The organism is Rhodococcus sp. P4_F3_2 (genome assembly GCF_056401335.1).
The window spans coordinates 255201-273321 of sequence record NZ_JBFUJN010000012.1 but is presented as its reverse complement, the minus strand read 5'-3'; the positions used below and the strand labels follow the sequence as shown (position 1 = coordinate 273321).

At 62.9% G+C, this 18121-nt stretch carries 19 protein-coding genes; 12 read left to right on the top strand and 7 right to left on the bottom strand.

The annotated features are described in order from the left end of the window. Positions 1–79 precede the first annotated feature (79 nt). A complete protein-coding gene (gene secA, locus AC1DWA_RS15390) occupies positions 80–2923 on the top strand; it encodes a preprotein translocase subunit SecA (protein WP_046378336.1) in 2844 nt (947 codons plus the stop codon). A gap of 52 nt (positions 2924–2975) precedes the next feature. Here the strand turns inward: secA and AC1DWA_RS15385 are convergent, their stop codons facing one another. After that, positions 2976–3569 carry an Rv3235 family protein gene (locus tag AC1DWA_RS15385; protein ID WP_046379867.1) on the bottom strand — a complete coding sequence of 198 codons (594 nt, stop codon included), beginning with the start codon at positions 3567–3569 and terminating at the stop codon, positions 2976–2978. A 55-nt stretch (positions 3570–3624) separates the two neighbouring features. Here AC1DWA_RS15385 and AC1DWA_RS15380 point away from each other — a divergent pair, with 55 nt between their 5' ends. The 6 genes from AC1DWA_RS15380 to AC1DWA_RS15355 all read left to right on the top strand — a co-directional run bounded on the left by AC1DWA_RS15380 (position 3625) and on the right by AC1DWA_RS15355 (position 9855). Further along, positions 3625–4050, top strand: coding sequence for an HAD-IA family hydrolase (locus AC1DWA_RS15380; RefSeq protein ID WP_020969221.1), 426 nt, complete (start codon positions 3625–3627; stop codon positions 4048–4050). Continuing rightward, positions 4044–5453 (top strand): WS/DGAT/MGAT family O-acyltransferase, encoded by a 1410-nt coding sequence (locus AC1DWA_RS15375; protein WP_477916790.1) that lies wholly within the window; start codon positions 4044–4046, stop codon positions 5451–5453. Before AC1DWA_RS15380 ends, AC1DWA_RS15375 begins: the two co-directional genes overlap by 7 nt. Positions 5454–5476: 23 nt before the next feature. Further along, the gene (locus AC1DWA_RS15370) at positions 5477–5977 is read left to right on the top strand and encodes a DUF6912 family protein (RefSeq protein ID WP_070386989.1); all 501 of its coding nucleotides are present in this window, start codon (positions 5477–5479) and stop codon (positions 5975–5977) included. 92 nt (positions 5978–6069) lie between these two features. Continuing rightward, positions 6070–7188, top strand: coding sequence for a ferredoxin reductase (locus tag AC1DWA_RS15365; RefSeq protein WP_003940928.1), 1119 nt, complete (start codon positions 6070–6072; stop codon positions 7186–7188). 24 nt (positions 7189–7212) lie between these two features. Then, a complete protein-coding gene (locus tag AC1DWA_RS15360) occupies positions 7213–8475 on the top strand; it encodes a fatty acid desaturase family protein (protein ID WP_020907111.1) in 1263 nt (420 codons plus the stop codon). Between the two features lie 138 nt (positions 8476–8613). Further along, positions 8614–9855, top strand: coding sequence for a fatty acid desaturase family protein (locus AC1DWA_RS15355; RefSeq protein ID WP_019747790.1), 1242 nt, complete (start codon positions 8614–8616; stop codon positions 9853–9855). A 105-nt stretch (positions 9856–9960) separates the two neighbouring features. On the opposite strand, the gene rsgA is transcribed toward AC1DWA_RS15355, so the two are convergent. Then, positions 9961–10998, bottom strand: a complete 1038-nt coding sequence (gene rsgA / locus AC1DWA_RS15350) for a ribosome small subunit-dependent GTPase A (RefSeq protein ID WP_007731200.1) — start codon at positions 10996–10998, stop codon at positions 9961–9963. After that, positions 10947–12260: a 3-phosphoshikimate 1-carboxyvinyltransferase gene (gene aroA / locus AC1DWA_RS15345; RefSeq protein ID WP_397509946.1), complete on the bottom strand. Its 1314-nt coding sequence runs from the start codon at positions 12258–12260 to the stop codon at positions 10947–10949. Before aroA ends, rsgA begins: the two co-directional genes overlap by 52 nt. Before the next feature lie 49 nt (positions 12261–12309). Between aroA and AC1DWA_RS15340 the strand changes: the two genes are divergently transcribed. Further along, positions 12310–13062: an SOS response-associated peptidase gene (locus tag AC1DWA_RS15340; protein ID WP_355332456.1), complete on the top strand. Its 753-nt coding sequence runs from the start codon at positions 12310–12312 to the stop codon at positions 13060–13062. Positions 13063–13065: 3 nt separating this feature from the next. On the opposite strand, the gene AC1DWA_RS15335 is transcribed toward AC1DWA_RS15340, so the two are convergent. Beyond that, entirely contained in the window at positions 13066–13779 is a 714-nt protein-coding gene (locus AC1DWA_RS15335) for an SIMPL domain-containing protein (RefSeq protein WP_477846063.1), read from the bottom strand. 24 nt (positions 13780–13803) lie between these two features. Then, on the bottom strand, positions 13804–14298 hold the full coding sequence (ybaK, locus tag AC1DWA_RS15330; RefSeq protein WP_355332453.1) for a Cys-tRNA(Pro) deacylase: 495 nt from the start codon (positions 14296–14298) through the stop codon (positions 13804–13806). A gap of 207 nt (positions 14299–14505) precedes the next feature. Between ybaK and AC1DWA_RS15325 the strand changes: the two genes are divergently transcribed. Next, positions 14506–15204 carry a sigma-70 family RNA polymerase sigma factor gene (locus tag AC1DWA_RS15325; RefSeq protein WP_019747795.1) on the top strand — a complete coding sequence of 233 codons (699 nt, stop codon included), beginning with the start codon at positions 14506–14508 and terminating at the stop codon, positions 15202–15204. Then, positions 15201–15482, top strand: coding sequence for a mycothiol system anti-sigma-R factor (gene rsrA / locus AC1DWA_RS15320; RefSeq protein WP_003940722.1), 282 nt, complete (start codon positions 15201–15203; stop codon positions 15480–15482). The genes AC1DWA_RS15325 and rsrA overlap by 4 nt, the downstream gene beginning before the upstream one ends. Before the next feature lie 102 nt (positions 15483–15584). Here rsrA and AC1DWA_RS15315 read toward each other — a convergent pair whose 3' ends face one another. Further along, complete coding sequence (locus AC1DWA_RS15315) at positions 15585–15659, bottom strand: 50S ribosomal protein bL37 (protein WP_022597109.1); 75 nt, start codon at positions 15657–15659, stop codon at positions 15585–15587. A gap of 136 nt (positions 15660–15795) precedes the next feature. On the opposite strand from AC1DWA_RS15315, the gene AC1DWA_RS15310 reads away from it, so the two are divergent. Both AC1DWA_RS15310 and AC1DWA_RS15305 read left to right on the top strand, forming a co-directional pair. After that, positions 15796–16011 carry a biotin/lipoyl-binding carrier protein gene (locus tag AC1DWA_RS15310; protein ID WP_007731208.1) on the top strand — a complete coding sequence of 72 codons (216 nt, stop codon included), beginning with the start codon at positions 15796–15798 and terminating at the stop codon, positions 16009–16011. A gap of 8 nt (positions 16012–16019) precedes the next feature. Then, positions 16020–17522: a sensor histidine kinase gene (locus tag AC1DWA_RS15305; protein WP_019747797.1), complete on the top strand. Its 1503-nt coding sequence runs from the start codon at positions 16020–16022 to the stop codon at positions 17520–17522. Positions 17523–17641: 119 nt separating this feature from the next. On the opposite strand, the gene AC1DWA_RS15300 is transcribed toward AC1DWA_RS15305, so the two are convergent. Then, the gene (locus tag AC1DWA_RS15300; protein ID WP_003940950.1) at positions 17642–17896 is read right to left on the bottom strand and encodes a WhiB family transcriptional regulator; all 255 of its coding nucleotides are present in this window, start codon (positions 17894–17896) and stop codon (positions 17642–17644) included. Positions 17897–18121 lie beyond the last annotated feature (225 nt).

Below are 18121 nucleotides of genomic sequence, written 5' to 3'. Positions count from 1 at the left end.
ATCCGGCCGGAGTTTTCGGACCCCGGCCGGATTTTCAGTGTGTGACCCCTGTCGCCGAAGATTGAGGACGAAGAAGACTGTGCCGTCGCTGTCGCTATCGAAGCTGCTCCGTGTTGGTGAAGGTCGCATGGTCAAGCGGCTCAAGCACATCGCCGAGCATGTGGAATCTCTGTCGCCCGATGTCGAAGGCCTGACAGACGAGCAACTCAAAGCCAAGACCACCGAGTTCCGTGAGCGCTATGCCGCGGGGGAAACTCTCGACGAGTTGCTGCCCGAGGCATTCTCCGTGGCCCGTGAGACGTCGTGGCGCGTGATCAACCAGAAGCACTTCCACGTGCAGATCATGGGTGGCGCGGCCCTGCACTTCGGCAACGTCGCCGAGATGAAGACCGGTGAGGGCAAGACTCTGACGTCGGTTCTTCCGGCTTATCTCAACGCGATCGCCGGTGACGGCGTCCATGTGGTCACGACCAACGACTACCTCGCCAAGCGTGACTCCGAGTGGATGGGTCGCGTTCACCGCGCCCTCGGCCTCGAGACCAGTGTGATTCTCTCGGGCATGACGCCGGCTGAGCGCCGCGTCGCCTACGCAGCCGACATCACGTACGGCACCAACAACGAGTTCGGCTTCGACTACCTGCGCGACAACATGACGCATTCGCTGGACGACCTGGTCCAGCGTGGCCACGCGTTTGCCATCGTCGACGAGGTCGACTCGATCCTCATCGACGAAGCCCGAACCCCGCTCATCATCTCGGGCCCGGCCGACGGCTCCAGCAAGTGGTACAGCGAGTTCGCTCGCATCGCGCCGCTGCTGAAGAAGGACGTCCACTACGAGGTCGACATCCGCAAGCGCACCATCGGTGTGCACGAGGCGGGCGTCGAACTGGTCGAGGACCAGCTCGGTATCGACAACCTGTACGAAGCCGCGAATTCTCCGCTGGTGAGCTACTTGAACAACGCGATCAAGGCCAAGGAGCTCTACACCAAGGACAAGGACTACATCGTCCGCGACGGTGAGGTCATCATCGTCGACGAGTTCACCGGCCGCGTGCTGGTCGGCCGTCGCTACAACGAGGGCATGCACCAGGCGATCGAGGCCAAGGAGAAGGTGGAGATCAAGGCTGAGAATCAGACTCTCGCCACCATCACGCTGCAGAACTACTTCCGTTTGTACGACAAGTTGTCGGGCATGACGGGTACCGCCGAGACGGAAGCTGCCGAGCTTCACCAGACTTACACCCTCGGTGTGATCCCGATCCCGACCAACCGTCCGATGGTCCGAGTCGACAACGGCGACCTCATCTACAAGACAGAGGAAGCCAAGTTCGACGCGGTGGTCGACGATGTCGTCGAGCGCCACGAGAACGGCCAGCCCGTCCTGATCGGTACCACCAGCGTCGAGCGCTCGGAGTACCTGTCCAAGCAGTTCACCAAGCGCGGCGTTGCACACAACGTCCTCAATGCGAAGTTCCACGAGAAGGAAGCGACCATCATCGCCGAGGCCGGTCGCTCCGGTGCGGTCACCGTCGCGACCAACATGGCCGGCCGTGGTACCGACGTCGTTCTCGGTGGTAACCCGGACATCATCGCGGACATCGCGCTGCGCAAGAAGGGCCTCGATCCGGTCACGACGCCGGACGAGTACGAAGCAGCCTGGGACGCAGTCCTGGACGAGGTCAAGGCTGAGGTCAAGGCAGACGCGGAGAAGGTCCGCGACGCCGGCGGCCTGTACGTTCTGGGCACCGAGCGTCACGAATCGCGTCGTATCGACAACCAGTTGCGCGGTCGTTCCGGACGTCAGGGTGATCCAGGCGAATCGCGGTTCTACCTTTCGCTCGGTGACGAGCTCATGCGTCGCTTCAACGGTTCGGCCCTCGAGTCGATCATGACGCGCCTCAACCTTCCCGACGACGTCCCGATCGAAGCCAAGATGGTCTCGAAGGCCATCAAGAGCGCTCAGACTCAGGTCGAGCAGCAGAACTTCGAAATTCGCAAGAATGTCCTCAAGTACGACGAGGTCATGAACCAGCAGCGAACGGTCATCTACAAGGAGCGCCGCCAGATCCTCGAGGGTGAGGACATGGAGGGCCAGGTCGAGCAGATGATCACTGACGTGGTCACCGCCTACGTCGACGGTGCGACCGCCGAGGGATACGTCGAGGACTGGGATCTCGAGCAGCTGTGGACCGCGCTCAAGACGCTCTACCCGGTCGGCATCGATCACAAGACGTTGGCAGGGGAGGACGGCGCAGGCATCAACAGTGACCTGAGCCGTGACGATCTGCGAACCGCTTTGCTCGAAGACGCCCACGCGGCGTACAAGAAGCGCGAAGCCGAGATCGATGCGATCGCCGGCGAAAACGGTATGCGTGAACTCGAGCGTCGTGTCTTCCTCTCGGTCCTGGACCGCAAGTGGCGAGAGCATCTCTACGAGATGGATTACCTCAAGGAGGGAATCGGTCTGCGTGCGATGGCCCAGCGCGATCCGCTGGTCGAGTACCAGCGCGAGGGTTACGACATGTTCATCGGCATGCTCGACGGATTGAAGGAAGAGTCCGTCGGATTCCTCTTCAACCTGCAGGTCGAGGCAGCTCCGGCGCAGCCCGCGAGCGGAATCTCCGTCACGGCCGGCTCGGCCGCTGCGGCGTCCGCCACGGCGCCCAAGCCGCTCCCGACGCAGGAAGCCGCAGCCAGGACAACCGGAACTGCTGCCCCGACGGCGTTGCGCGCCAAGGGACTTGACGACGAAGGTCCGTCGCGATTGACGTACACCGGCCCGGACGAGGACGGCAAGGCGAAGGCAACGCGTGACTCGGCCGCCGACTCCGGTGACGGGGCGGCCTCGCGCCGCGAACGTCGTGAAGCAGCACGGACGCAGTCGAAGAGCAATCGAGCTCCGAAGTCCAAGCGCAAGCGCTGAGGTTCAGTACAGCTGAGCTACCAGCGCAGTTAGTACTCAGCAGGCTGGACGGTCACACCACGTGTAGTGCGGTGACCGTCCAGCCTGTTCCGTCTGTATGGTCGATCCGACCCGCGACGGCAAATGTCTGCGTGCCTCGTGTGTACGTCGCACAGACTTCGGCGGTACTCTTCGATACTGCTTGAACGTGGGTGCGGTGAACGGCCGCGCCGCCCAGCTTCCGGGCCGAAAATTCCGAAGTATAAAGTCGCGAAACAACTTCCAGGACGGACGGCGTCAATACGCCCTTGAGTTGCCGCGGATTTCGTCGCCGGTCGACGGTTTCGAGAACCAGGCGAAGTGATCGGTTCCAGAAGATGTCGGCACCCGCCAACTGCGGTTCCAGCACGTGAGTGAAACCGGCACTGGACGACGTCCCGTTGTGTGGTGTCTTTCGTGGGCGACGCAGCATTCGGTCGGTTCGGCACTGCGCTCGGTCGGGTCGGCACTGCGGCCGCGTAAGCGCGACGGTATGCGCGTGAGGCTCGAATTGTGGTGCCGGCTCGAGAATGATTGTGCAGTCCTGCTCCATGACATCCCCCCGGATGATCGTGCGTCCGAGATGGTCGTCTCGGACTTCGCTCCCCCGAGCGATGGTGAGAAGCATGACACGAAACGCTCGAGATGTCGCCGTGATCACCATCGCGACTTAGGGTGATGGCGTGCGGGGACTTCTGTTGGATGTCGGTGGCGTGCTGTTCGGTCCGGGATCGGATCTCGACGGCTTGAGCGCGGTCGTGCGCGCGGTGAAGGCCCGCGGAATCGTGACGGGAATCGTCAGCAACGATCCCGGCGGTGCCAATGCTCAGTGGTTGCGGGATCTCGGAGACGGGGTCTTGGTCGACGACGTGATCTTGTCCGGTGATGTCGAGATGGCGAAGCCCGACGCCGAGATCTATCTATTGGCGGCGAGTCGTTTGGGCGTCGAGCCGGAGGACTTCGTTTTCGTGGATGATCTCGAAATCAACGTCCGGGCGGCGGTGGCAGTCGGGATGGTCGGGGTCCACCACGTCGGCTCGGAATCGACCATCGAGGAGTTGTCGATTCTGTTCGATCTCGGCGAAGGAGGGGACACGAAGCCATGGTGAACAGACTGACGACTCAGGATGCTGCTTTCTACTTCCTCGAAGCCGGGACGACGCCGATGCATGTCGGCTCGTTGGGGATCTTCAGGCAACTGCGAAACGGGATCGATCACGAGGAATTGCTTCGTCTGGTCGAAGAGCGGCTCGGATCGGTTCCGCGTTACCGCCAGCGAGTGCGTGAGGTGGCGTTCGGCCTGGCCCGCCCCGTCTGGGTGGACGACTCGGATTTCGACATCACCTATCACGTACGCCGATCGGCTCTGCCCAAACCAGGTTCCGACGAACAGCTGATGGATCTGATCGCGCGGCTGACGTCGAGACCCCTCGACAGCACGAGGCCGTTGTGGGAGATGTACCTGGTCGAGGGGCTGAGCAGAAACAGATTTGCCATCTTCACGAAGTCTCATTCGTCGTTGGTGGACGGCGAGGCGGCTCCAGAGATCAGTCAGGTGATCTTCGATCCGGAGAAGAATCGAGCGCCAGGCCCCGAAGAATTGTGGATGCCCGCCAGGCCACCGAGCGATACCAGCTTGTTGGTCAGTGCAATGGCAGATCTCGTGACGAGCCCGGGGGAGGGGATCGCGCGGGCGCGTGCAGCGTTCAACGACGTGACCACATCCGTCACCGAGGCTGTGAGTGCACTCGGGAAACTCGCGGAAGTGGTTCGAACGGCGACCCAGGTGGCCCCGTCGAGCCCGCTCAACGCCACCATCTCGCGCAATCGACRCCTTGCGGTGGCCAAGACGTCTCTCGAGGACTATCGACGTATTCGCGCGCGGTACGGGTGCGAGATCAATGACGTGATTCTCACCGTCATCGCAGGTGCGATGCGGAACTGGCTGCTCTCGCGTGGTGAGCCGGTGACCGAGGCGACCATCGTGCGGGCGATGGTGCCCATGTCGGTGTACACGGACGGCCCCGAGAGTCCCGACGTCGACGATCCGCAGGCGCCGGGGCATGTTTCGTCGTTCCTCATCGACCTGCCTGTCGGTGAACCCAACGCGGTTGTTCGGCTCTCTCACGTGGCGCATGCGACGGAGGCATTCGCGCGTCAGGGTCGGCGGGTCACCGCGCAGACGATGGTGCGAATGTCCGGGTTTGCGCCGGCGACGCTGCATGCGATGAGCTCCCGTGCGGCCAGTAGTCTGTCGCAGCGAATGTTCAACTTGATGATCACCAATGCGCCAGGGCCACAGTTCCCGCTCTACCTCGGTGGGGCTCGGATGCTGGAGATGTATCCGGTGTCGCCACTGCTCAAGAATCAGACACTCAGCATCGCCCTGACGTCGTACGACGGAAATGTCTACTACGGTTTGAATGCCGACCGTGACGCGATGTCGGACGTCGACGTCGTTCGTTCGCTGATCTTCGAGTCACTCGAGGAATTGACGGATGCGAGTCGGTGACGAACGAGCATGAAGGTGGTCTCATGAGGGTGTACGTACCGGCGACGGTCGAGATTTTGCAGAAGTTGGTCGCAGATCAGGAGTTCGACCCGATGAGCCGGACGGCTTTTGCGGTCACCCCGACTCTGCGTGAGTCGTACGCGGCGGGCGATGACGACGAGTTGGCCGAGGTCGCCATGGGGGAGGCTGCGCGTGCGTCGCTGCGGCTGATCGCCGGAACCGAGGGTGACGTCACCTTCCGGCGTGCTGTCGTTGCCGCCGACGTCGACGATGCCGATGTGAAGTTGCGGCCCGATCTCGACGATTCTGTAGTTCGATTGGCGGGTCCTGTGACGATGGCTCAGGTTGCATCTGTGCATGTCGACCTCCAACAGGCAGAATCGGACATCGAGCGCGCTGCTGGCATAGTCGACGCGGCGGATCTCGGCGATGCTGATGCCGAGTTCACGCTCGGCGACGCGGAGGACCACGAGTTGGCGTGGTACGCCGCGCAGGAGTTGCCGTTCTTGCTCGACCTGCTGTGAATGTGCTTACCGTGAAGTAACCTACGGTACCGTAACCTGATAACCTACGGTACCGTAGGCAGTGGGTTCGGAAGGTGAGAGGTGGAGGTCTGATGGGTCTGAAGGACTGGATCGAGGCACCGGCAGCGTCGGTAGTTCCGGCAGCGCGGTCGAAGCTCAATCTGCTTCGTGGTGCGGCGGCGCGGCTGACCACACCATTGCTTCCCGACGACTATCTGCACCTCGCAAATCCGTTGTGGTCCGCCCGCGAGCTGCGTGGTCAGATCGTCGAAGTCCGGCCTGAGACCACGGATTCGGCGACCATCGTCATCAAGCCGGGGTGGGGATTCGACTTCAACTACCAGCCGGGGCAGTACATCGGCATCGGTCTGCATATCGACGGACGCTGGCATTGGCGGTCGTACTCACTTACTTCGCCTCCCAACTGGGAGAACAAGCGCATTTCCATCGCGGTCAAGGCCATGCCAGAGGGCTTTCTCTCGAGCCACCTCGTCAGCGGGGCCGTGCCGTCGGGAACCATCGTTCGGCTGGCCACGCCTTCGGGCAACTTCGCGTTGCCGGATCCGCCGCCGGAGAAGATCCTGTTCATCACCGCCGGCAGTGGCATCACTCCGGTCATGGGCATGTTGCGGACGATGAACCGGCGCGGTCAATTGCCCGACGTCATGCACATCCACTCGGCGCCGACGGAATCCGACGTGATGTTCGCCGACGAACTCACGGCACTGCACGCCGAGCACGAGGACTTCGTGAGTCACGTTCAGCTCACGCGCCGCGACGGAAAATTCAAACTCAGTTCTCTCGACACGGTCTGCCCCGACTGGCGTGAGCGCCACACCTGGGCGTGCGGACCCCTTCCGTTGCTCGACGAGCTCGAAGACGTCTGGAAGGCGGAAGGCATCGAGGATCGACTCCATATGGAGCGATTCGCGGTTTCACGCATCGACGCCTCGGCGGACGGCGGCACGGTCACGTTCGAGAAGTCGGGTAAGACGATCACCGTCGACGGCGCGACGACGCTTCTGGAAGCCGGCGAGCAGTCCGGCGCCTTGATGCCCTTCGGTTGCCGCATGGGCATCTGCCAGACGTGTGTCGTGCCTCTCGTCGCCGGCCACGCAATCGACCTACGCTCGGGAAAACAGCACGCGGAGGGCGAGCGGATTCAGACGTGCATCTCCGCTGCCGCCGGCGACTGTACGCTGGACGCATAGCTTCTAGGCACACGGAGGACCACGGTGGCCATCACCGATATCAAAGAGTTTTCGCACCTCACCGAGGCCGATGTCGAAGCTCTCGGACGTGAACTCGATCAGATTCGACTCGACATCGAAGACTCTCGTGGAATCCGGGACGCCCGCTACATTCGTCGCGTCATTCGCGTCCAGCGGGCGTTGGAACTCGGTGGGCGTATCGCGCTGTTCGGCAGTCGGTACCGACCGGCATGGCTGGTCGGCACGACCCTGCTGAGCCTGTCGAAGATCATCGAGAACATGGAGCTCGGGCATAACGTCATGCACGGGCAATGGGACTGGATGAACGATCCCGAGATTCACTCCGTTTCGTGGGAGTGGGATCAGACCGGTCCTTCCGAGCACTGGAAGCGTGCGCACAACTACCAGCACCACACGTACACCAACGTCGTCGGGATGGACGAGGACCTCGGTTTCGGGATCCTGCGTATGACGCGTGACGAGCCGTGGAAGCCGATCAACCTCTTCCAGCCGATCGCCAACGTGATCTTGGCGGCCACGTTCGAGTGGGGCATCGCGCTGCACGACCTCACGGCGGCAGCGGAGTTGGAGGGCGCGGAAAAGGGGCAACTGAACTCGCAGGCGAACAAAGACTTCGCGCGCAAGATCTTTCGTCAGGTGGGCAAGGACTTCATCTTGTTCCCCGCGCTGACGGGGCCGGCGTGGAAGTCGACCATGACGGCCAATGCCACCGCGAATCTCGTGCGCAACCTGTGGGCGTACGTCGTCATCTTCTGTGGTCACTTCCCGGACGGCGCCGAGAAGTTCACCGTTGCCGAATTCGAGCAGGAGACTCGTCACGAGTGGTACCTGCGCCAGATGCTCGGTAGCGCGAACTTCAATTCGGGCAAGCTCATGGGACTCATGAGTGGCAACCTGAGCTACCAGATCGAGCACCACGTCTTCCCTGATCTGCCGAGCAACCGCTACCCCGAAATTGCCGTGAAGATGCGTGCATTGTGCGAGAAGTTCGATCTCCCGTACACCACCGGTTCGCTCTTCAAGCAGTATCTCCTGGCGCTGCGCACGATCCACAAGCTGGCCTTGCCGGACAAGTGGCTGACTGCGACCTCGGATAATGCTCCGGAAACGTCCTCGGAACTACGGTTCCGTGACTCAGGGTTCCGGGACGCAGCCATGGCGATGGTCGAGGACCTGCGTACCGATCCGGTCACCGGCAAGCGCCTCGGATTGTTGACCGCACTCAAGTCGCAGGCGCGTTCTCGCATGCCGAAGCGCCGGAAGTGATATAGGTTACATCGGGAAAAACCTAACCTACGGTGCCGTAAGTTACGCTACAGTAGGTGCAGTTGATCTGAACGATTCGAAGTCATGATCGTTCTGCACTTACTACTTTGCGCCTAACTCACTGCTAGGAGGCTTTCCATGGCGATTGCAGATGTCAAGGAATATGCACATCTCACGGACGCCGACATCGAGGCGCTCGGCCGCGAACTCGACGCGATTCGTCGCGACATCGAGGAGTCGCGCGGCGAGAAGGACGCGCGCTACGTGCGCAACGTCATTCGCCTGCAGCGTTCACTCGAAATCGGCGGCCGCGCAGTGCTTTTCGCCAGCCGTCGCCGTCCGGCGTGGCTCGCCGGAGTTGGCCTGCTGACGCTCTCGAAGATCATCGAGAACATGGAACTCGGGCACAACGTGATGCACGGTCAGTGGGACTGGATGAACGACCCGGAGATCCACTCCACCTCGTGGGAGTGGGACGTCACCGGCCCGTCTGCGCACTGGAAGCAGACCCACAACTACCTGCATCACAAGTACACCAACGTCCTCGGAATGGACGACGACGTCGGATACGGACTCCTGCGCGTCACCCGCGATCAGCGATGGAAGCCCTTCAACGCCGGCAATCTGGTCTACAACACGCTGCTCGCGCTGTTCTTCGAGTACGGCATCGCCGCACAGCACCTCGAGCTCGGCAAGGTGGCCAAGGGCCGCGCCGACAAGGAAGAGACCCAGCGCAAGCTCCGCGAGGTCGGCGAGAAGATCGGCAAGCAGGTCCTGCGCGACTACGTCATCTACCCGGCCATCACCGGCCCGGCGTGGAAGAGCACGTTGTCGGCCAACTTCACCGCCAACACCCTGCGGAACGTGTGGACCAACGCGGTCATCTTCTGCGGTCACTTCCCGGACGGTGCCGAGAAGTTCACCAAGGAAGACATCGACAAGGAAACGCAGGCTCAGTGGTACCTGCGTCAGATGCTCGGTAGCGCCAACATCGAGGGCAGCGCGCTCATGGACTTCATGACGGGCAACCTGAGCTACCAGATCGAGCATCACCTGTTCCCCGATCTGCCCAGCAACCGCTACAAGGACATCGCGGTCACGGTGCGTCAGCTCGCGGACAAGTACGACCTGCCGTACACGACGGGCCCACTTGCCGTGCAGTACGCCAAGTCCTGGCGCACCATCGCCAAGCTGTCGCTGCCCAACAAGTACCTCAAGGACACCGTCGACAATGCGCCCGAGACGGCGTCGGAGCGGATGTTCGACGGCGAACTTACGTCGACTGTCGATCCCGTGACCGGGCGTCGTAACGGTCTCAAGAGCGCCATCGCACGTAAGCGCAAGAGTGGAAAGCTGCGCAGCCTTCTCGGCCTGCGCTGATTTCCCGCCTGCGCTGACCAGACGCAACAAGCGGCCCGACACCATTCGACATGGTGCCGGGCCGCTTTGCTGTTCTCGCGCTGGGGCGTCGTGCAGGGGTGTCGCTCAGTACTGATCGTTGGACTTGATCGCTTCCAGCAGTTGTCGCACAGCGACGACGCGTCGAGCGGATTTGCCCTCCAGCAGGTCGAGCTTGCATTCGGGGTCTGCCGGCGGCCCGAGGTGCGTGCATCCGCGCGGGCAATCCTCGATCGCCGCAGCGAGATCCGAGAATGCAGCCACCACGTTCTCGGGCGAGATGTGCGCCAGACCAAACGAACGGATGCCAGGGGTGTCGATCACCCAGCCGCCACCGGCGAGGGGGAGTGCCACCGATTGCGTCGATGTGTGCCGGCCCTTGCCGACGCCGGATACGATGCCGACCGCTCGATTGGCATCGGGGACAAGGCGATTGACCAATGTCGACTTTCCGACGCCGGAATGTCCGATCAGGGCGGTCAACTTGTGCTCGAGGATCTGCGTCAGTTCGTCCAGGGGATCGTCGCGACCGGCGACGACCACTTGGATGTCGAGGTCGGCGAATGTGCTCGCGAATTCCTCGGGTGGTTCGAGGTCGCTCTTGGTCAGGCAGACGATCGGTGTCAGGCCACCCACGTAGGCGGCGACCAGTGCGCGCTCGACAAAACCGGTGCGCGGTGGGGGATCGGCGAGTGCTACGACGATGAGCAACTGCTCCGCGTTCGCGACGACGATGCGTTCGAAGGGATCGGTGTCGTCGGCCGTCCGTCGCAGAACCGTAGAACGCTCGGAGACCCGGACAATGCGGGCGAGGGTATCGGTTTTGCCGGACAGATCGCCGACGATGTCCACCTGATCGCCGACGACGATGGGGGTGCGGCCAAGTTCGCGGGCGCGCATCGTGACGATCAGCCGGTCGGGATCGCCGCCGAGGACGCAACCCCAACGGCCACGATCCTTCGACACCACCATCCCCGATTCGGCCGAGAGATGTTCGGGCCGAGTCTTCGTACGGGGGCGGGATCCGCGGCCGGGACGTACCCGGACGTCGGACTCGTCGTACTGCCGCGGACTCAGAAGCTTGCCTTCGGTGTCGCCGGCGAACTCTCGAGCATGTCGATCCACATGTTCTCGAAGCCGGGCAGTGTCTTGGCTGTGGTTCCGACATCGTCGACGTCGACGCCGTCGACGACCAGGCCGATGATGGCGCCGGCTGTTGCCATGCGGTGGTCGGCATACGAGAGCCATTGTCCGCCATGGAGTTCCGCGGGAACGATCGTCAGGCCGTCGTCGGTTTCGGTGACGGAACCGCCGAGCTTGTTGATCTCGTCGGCGAGGGCGGCCAGACGGTCGGTCTCGTGCCCGCGCAGGTGTGCAATACCTCGTAGATGCGAGGTGCCCTCGGCGAGAGCGGCCAGGGCCGCGACGGTGGGGGTCAGCTCTCCCACGTCGTGGAGGTCGATGTCGATGCCGCGCAGTTTCTCCGGGCCGCGAACGGTCAGCACGCCGTCGGCAAGAGTGACGTCGGCGCCCATCGAGGCGAGGATCCCGCGGATCGCGTCGCCGGGCTGCGTCGTCGACGACGGCCACATCGGGACGCTGACGGTTCCGCCGGTAACAGCGGCTGCGGCCAGGAACGGTGTGGCGTTGGAGAGATCGGGTTCGATCGCCCAGTCCACGGCGCGCACCGGCCCCGGTGCCACCCGCCACGTGTCTGCGTCTCCGCCCGTGGCTGGTGTCGTCACGGAAACTCCGGATTGGCGGAGCATCTCGACGGTCATGTCGATGTGTGGCATGGACGGGACGGGCTTGCCGTCGTGGTGAACGGTGACACCCTCTTCGAAGGCAGCAGCCGAGAGCAGGAGACCGGAGACGAACTGCGACGAGCCGGATGCGTCGATGGTGACCGTTCCTCCGCGTAGGGATCCGGTTCCGGTGACGGTGAACGGGAGTGCGTCACCTTCGATCCGAGCGCCGAGACCGCGCAGTGCCTCCAAGATGGTGCCGAGGGGGCGGGTGCGTGCTTGCTCGTCGCCGTCGAAGCGGACGATGCCGTCGGCCATCGCGGCGAGCGGCGGCAGGAAGCGCATCACGGTGCCGGCCAGGCCGCAGTCGACCTCGCCGCCGCGCAGGGACCCAGGGGTGATGCGAAGCGTGGTCGGATCGCCGGCTTCCTCGACGCCGATGCCGAGGTCACGCAGAGCTGCGATCATCAGGTCGGCGTCACGGCTGCGAAGTGCACCGGTGATCGTGGACGGGCCATCCGCAAGTGCGGCAAGAATCAGAGCTCGATTGGTGATGGACTTGGATCCGGGCAGCGTCACCACTGCATCGACGGGTGCTTGGGCCCTCGGGGCGCTCCACAGACTCAGACTCACATGGTCCATCTTCTCTCATCGGTGGGGGAATGGTCGAAACCGTGCCACCCTGGGTGTCATGTGCGGAAGGTATGCGACCACAGCGGACCCGGCCACCCTGGCGGTGGAACTCGATGCGCTCGACGAGACGGACCACTCGGCGCCCGTCGAAGCCGATTACAACGTGGCCCCCACGACCGAGGTGTTGACCGTCGTCGAACGCCACGATCGGGAGAACCCCGACAGCGATCCGACCAAGAGGATTCGGCGGATGCGGTGGGGATTGGTGCCGTCGTGGACCAAGGAACTGGGCAAAGGCCCGGTCCTGTTCAACGCCCGCGCCGACTCGCTGGCGGAGAAGCCGGCGTTTCGGACCGCCTTCAAGTTCAAGCGTTGCCTGGTCCCCATGGACGGGTGGTACGAGTGGCAGACCGAGGCCACCGGCGGGAAAAAGGCAGCAAAGATTCCTTACTACATGCACCCCGCCGACGGATCACGGCTGTTCATGGCGGGCGTGTGGTCTGCCTGGCGGGACCCGAGGGTCGAGAACGCGAGCCCCGTCCTGAGCTGCTCGATCGTCACAGTCGACTCTCTCGGTCACCTCGAGCAGGTTCACGACCGCATGCCCCTCGCCCTGCCTCGTGACCGCTGGGAGGCGTGGCTCGATCCCGACAACACCGTCGATTCGCCTCTGCTCGAACCGGTGCCGGACCTCTTCGAGCGGATCGACGTCGATCGAGTCCGGCCGCTGGTCAACAGTGTCAAGAACAACGGGCACGAGTTGATCGAGCCGGACGTCGACCGTGCCGGCGAGCAGATCAGCCTGCTCTAGTGGTCAGCCGAGAGCCCAGGTAACGGTCACCTCGAACGAGACCTGCTGGGTTCCCGGGGCGAGAACCATGTCGGACATCGAGGCGTCGGGAGCGCGCATGGTCTGACCGCCGCTCGTGTCGTGTGCCTCGGTGATGGTCACGACGTTTTCGAGCGACGTGCCGGACAGATCCGCGTACTGCTCGGCACGGTTCTTGGCGTCTTCGAAGGCCCGGGTGCGAGCGTCGGCCAGAAGCTGAGAGTCGTCGTCGATGGCGAAGGCGACGTTGCCGAGCCGTGCCGCGTTTCCGCCCGCCGCGATGCCGGCGTCCAGGACAGAAGAGGCCCTGTCGAGATCGCGTACGACGATTCGTACCGAGTTGGTTGCCCGGTAGCCGGTCACGTTGCCGCCGACGAACGGTCCGCCGCTGGCGTCGTACTGCGTCTGGACGGACAGATCGCTTGTCTGTACGTCCTCGGGGGCCACACCGGCGGCGACTATCGCGTCGATCATCTGACGGGCCTTGTCATTCGACTCCGAGACCGCTCCCGATACATCCGGGGCAACCACCTCGATGCCGATGTCGGCATTGAGGATGTCCGGAGCTCCGCGGACCTGCCCTGATCCGACTACCGTGACTTCCTTGGCGGCATTGTCCGAACTCCCGCAGGCCGTCAGCGAGACGGTGAGGGCTGCCGCTGCAGCGGTCAGTGCAAGAGTTTTCAGGTGTGGTCGCATGGTGAGACCGTAGCGACCGGATACTCAGCCCGCCGCGATTTGCGCCGTGACCGCGCCACTCAGCTGCACGAGGTGCGTCGGAGCCAGCTCGATCTCGAGCCCGCGTCGACCGGCGCTGCAGAGGATGCGGTCCCAGTCGAGCGCCGACGCATCGATCACGGTCGGCAGTTTCTTGCGTTGGCCGAGCGGTGAGATACCGCCGAAGATGTAGCCGCTCGAGCGCTCGGCTTCGGCGCGATCGGCCATGACGGCTTTGCTCGCACCGAGGGCAGCGGCTGCGGCTTTGAGCGAGAGCTTGTTCGGGACCGGCAGGACCGCGACGGCGAGCTTGCCGGTGTCGAGTTTGACGACCAAGGTCTTGAAGATCTGTGCGGCCTCGACTCCTACCAACTCGGCCAGTGCAGTGACCGCCTCGTCGCCGAAAGATTCGGCGCGAGGATCGTGGTCGTAGCTGTGAACGCGGTGCGGTGTCTTCGACTTGTCGAGAAGTACGGTCGCAGGGGTCGCTGTTCCGGCCATGAGGAACACCCTATGTGGATCGCCGACAGGTACATCCGACCAGGCCGGGAACAGAGTCGCAGACTCCCGTGTTGGTACCAGTTGATGAAACTTGTCCCGAGAAGCGAAGGAGCGACCGTGCTGGCTGTGTGTGAGCCACCACCGGCCCGTGGGTCGGATCTTCAGTTGGCGGTAACCTTGATCCCTACGGCTAGTGAAGGGATCAGAGTGCTGGAACACGACCGGCCCAAGGACGAACCGTCAGGGGTAACTGAACCTATCGACGGCGCTGTGTCCGAAACGCCCGAAACTGCGGATGAGTTGATTGCCCGGTTCGAGCGCGACGCGCTCCCGCTGCTCGACCAGTTGTACGGCGCTGCCCTGCGCATGACGCGGAATCCGGCTGATGCCGAGGATCTCGTGCAGGAGACGTACGTCAAGGCGTACACCGCTTTCCGTTCGTTCCGTGCCGGTACCAACCTGAAAGCCTGGCTGTACCGGATTCTCACGAACACCTACATCAACTCGTACCGCAAGAAGCAGCGCCAACCCGCGCAGTATCCGACGGACGAGATCACCGACTGGCAGTTGGCCGCCACCGCCGAGCACACCTCGACGGGGCTGCGATCGGCCGAGGTGGAGGCGCTCGACGCGTTGCCTGACGACGACATCAAGGCGGCGCTGCAGTCGCTTCCCGAGGAATTCCGTATGGCCGTGTACTACGCCGATGTCGAAGGATTCCCGTACAAGGAGATCGCGGAGATCATGGGCACACCCATCGGAACGGTGATGTCGCGACTGCACCGTGGTCGCAAGCAATTGCGTGGTCTTTTGGCCGATGTCGCAAAAGACCGGGGATTCAATCGGGACGGCGCGGTCGACACAGCCACAGTCGCAGCCACCGAGACGGAAGGTGTCACACGATGAGTGAGCAGGACGAATTCGAAAGGCTCGACTGCTCGGCAGTCATCGCCGACGTCTGGTTGATGCTCGACGGTGAATGCGACGATTCAAGTCGTGCTCGCCTGCAGCGTCATATCGACGATTGTGGATCGTGCCTCGAGGCCTACGGGATCGAGGAGAAGGTCAAGAGCCTGATCAACCGTAAGTGCGGTGGAGACCACGCGCCGGAAAGCCTGCGTCAGCGGCTCACCGTCGAGTTGCGTCGGACCATCGTCATAACGACTACCGAAACCGACAGCTAGCCCGTCAGCGAAGATCTGAGCGGCAGCAGTCGGAAGGCAGTAACGCCGAGGGGCGGGGAAGAAATGCTCCCCCGCCCCTCGGACGTTTTGTTGCGCTACATGTCAGGCGTTTGGACGCTTGCCATGGTTAGCGGCGTTGCCCTTACGGCTGCGCTTCTTACGACCACGCTTACCCATGATTGGTCTCCCTTCTGTTTCTTTCGCGTCATTGTTTCACGCCGATGCCGGTGTGGTTCCATTGGCAGGTCGATCGAGTGATCCGTCGACGTATTTTCGTGGTCAGAGTGCAGTTCCGACAGAAGTGAGGTTCACGATGGCAGAAGACGTGCGCGCCGAGATGGTTTCGACGGTCTACCAGGTCGTCGTGAGCGAGGGAGACGTCGTTGCGGACGGCGACACCCTGGTCATCCTCGAATCCATGAAGATGGAGATTCCCGTCCTGGCCGAAGTTCCGGGAACGGTGACGACGGTGGGCGTCAAGGTCGGCGACGTGATTCAGCAAGGCGATCTGATCGCCGTGATCTCCTAAGCCGGACGATGTCCACTCTCAGTGACCTCCTCGCCGAACACACCGATCTTCCCGGTGCGGCGGTCGACCATCTCCAGCGCGTCGTGGGGGAGTGGCAACTGCTCGCCGACCTCTCCTTTGCCGACGTTCTCCTGTGGGTGGGCACCGAATCGGAGAAGAACCGATCCGAGGGGACGGTCATCTGCGTCGCGCATTGCCGGCCGACAACGGCATCGACGGCTTTTCCGGAGGACGCGGTCGGAACGGTCGTTTCCGAGTCCGAGCACCCGCAGGTTCTTCGCGCTCTCGTCGAGGGCCGCGTCGTGCGCGGGGAAGACGAGACGTGGCGTGAAGGAATGCCGCCGCGTCGGGAAGCCGTTCCGGTGCGTCTGGACGGGCGAGTCATCGCGGTTCTGAGCCGCGACACCAACCTGTCGCACCAGCGAGCGCAGAGTCCGCTCGAGCTCGCGTATCTCGATTGCGCCGAAGACCTGTGTCAGATGATCAGCGACGGAACCTTCCCGATCCGAGAATCGCGCTCCGACACGAACTCGAGCCCACGTGCGGGCGACGGCTTCATCCGTCTCGATACCGAAGGCACCGTCGTCTATGCCAGCCCGAACGCGCTCTCGGCCTATCACCGGATGGGTCTGAGTTCGGATCTGGTGGGCCAAGACCTCGCGGCGTTGACCCGTTCGTTGGTCACCGACCCGTTCGAGTCTCAGGAAGCTGCGGGATACATCCGAGATACGTTGGCGGACAAGCCCGGTCGCCGTATGGAAATCGAGGCGCGCGGGGCGACCGTTCTGCTGCGAGCCCTGGTTCTCAAGCCGGGCGGCCGGCATGTCGGTGCGGCGGTCGTCGTCCGCGACGTCACCGAGGTCAAGCGTCGTGATCGCGCTCTCCTGAGCAAGGACGCAACCATCCGCGAGATTCACCATCGAGTGAAGAACAACCTGCAAACCGTCGCGGCGCTTCTGCGTCTACAGGCCAGGCGAACCGGCAACGACGAAGCGCGACAGGCGTTGACAGAGTCGGTGAGGCGCGTGACGTCCATCGCCCTCGTTCACGACACCTTGTCGATGTCGGTGGACGAAGAGGTGGATCTCGACGAGGTGATCGACCGGTTGGTTCCCATGCTTTCCGATGTCGCGGGAGTGGGTGTGCCGGTGGCGATTCGGCGTGAGGGCAGTTTCGGAGTGTTCTCCGCCGAGCGCGCCACCCCGCTGGTCATGGTGCTGACGGAGTTGGTGCAGAACGCGATCGAGCACGCTTTCGATCCGGGAGTGACCGGCACGGTCACACTCAGCGCCGAGCGTTCTGCACGCTGGTTGGACGTGATCATCCACGACAACGGGCGCGGCCTGCCGGAGAACTTCGACCTCGAGAAGTCCGATCGGCTCGGACTCCAGATCGTGCGGACTTTGTTGGGCGCCGAACTCGGTGGCTCGCTCGGACTGCACCCGGGAAGCGGTGGCGGCACCGACGCGGTTCTGCGTGTGCCGCTCGGTAGACGCACTGCGCGTTACTGATTCGAGCAGCGTTAGCGATTCGAGCAGACAAAAAGCCCGACACCATGTGGTGTCGGGCTGTCGTCTTCGACTGTGCGGAGGGGCTGTTCTCCGCCGCGAGTCGAACGTCTCGGTTCTACCTAGACGGAAGTGCGTGCACGGGTACGTGCGTTACGACGCTTGAGTGCGCGGCGCTCGTCTTCGCTCATTCCGCCCCAGACGCCTGCATCCTGGCCGGACTCGAGAGCCCAGGACAGGCACTCGGCGGTGACGGGGCAGCGGTTGCAGACAACCTTGGCATCAGCGATCTGAGCAAGGGCCGGTCCACTGTTTCCCACCGGGAAGAACAGTTCGGGATCCTCGTCGCGACAGATTGCGTTGTGGCGCCAGTCCATCTTTTTTCGCTCCTTAATTGGGTGTGTATTCACACCATTTGGTACCAATGAGTTTGTGTGTGCGTCATCAATGTTTCCGCACTGTTACTTGTGAATGCTTTCACGAACTCGCGGTATGTCAATAGGTTTGAACGGGTTCGTGGGCCAACTCACTAATTTGTGACACACCTGACGGCCACCTGGGCGTCACCGGCATTTTACCCGATTTCGACTATTCGGCACCAG

Bases quoted from the DNA above. Each gene is read 5' to 3' on its own strand.
- AC1DWA_RS15300 (WP_003940950.1), bottom strand. From the start codon at position 17,896: ATGGACTGGCGCCACAACGCAATCTGTCGCGACGAGGATCCCGAACTG.
- AC1DWA_RS15310 (WP_007731208.1), top strand. From the start codon at position 15,796: ATGGCAGAAGACGTGCGCGCCGAGATGGTTTCGACGGTCTACCAGGTC.
- AC1DWA_RS15335 (WP_477846063.1), bottom strand. From the start codon at position 13,779: ATGCGACCACACCTGAAAACTCTTGCACTGACCGCTGCAGCGGCAGCC.
- rsrA (WP_003940722.1), top strand. From the start codon at position 15,201: ATGAGTGAGCAGGACGAATTCGAAAGGCTCGACTGCTCGGCAGTCATC.
- AC1DWA_RS15305 (WP_019747797.1), top strand. From the start codon at position 16,020: ATGTCCACTCTCAGTGACCTCCTCGCCGAACACACCGATCTTCCCGGT.
- AC1DWA_RS15355 (WP_019747790.1), top strand. From the start codon at position 8,614: ATGGCGATTGCAGATGTCAAGGAATATGCACATCTCACGGACGCCGAC.
- AC1DWA_RS15370 (WP_070386989.1), top strand. From the start codon at position 5,477: ATGAGGGTGTACGTACCGGCGACGGTCGAGATTTTGCAGAAGTTGGTC.
- AC1DWA_RS15385 (WP_046379867.1), bottom strand. From the start codon at position 3,569: ATGCTTCTCACCATCGCTCGGGGGAGCGAAGTCCGAGACGACCATCTC.
- AC1DWA_RS15340 (WP_355332456.1), top strand. From the start codon at position 12,310: ATGTGCGGAAGGTATGCGACCACAGCGGACCCGGCCACCCTGGCGGTG.
- AC1DWA_RS15365 (WP_003940928.1), top strand. From the start codon at position 6,070: ATGGGTCTGAAGGACTGGATCGAGGCACCGGCAGCGTCGGTAGTTCCG.
- aroA (WP_397509946.1), bottom strand. From the start codon at position 12,260: ATGGACCATGTGAGTCTGAGTCTGTGGAGCGCCCCGAGGGCCCAAGCA.
- ybaK (WP_355332453.1), bottom strand. From the start codon at position 14,298: ATGGCCGGAACAGCGACCCCTGCGACCGTACTTCTCGACAAGTCGAAG.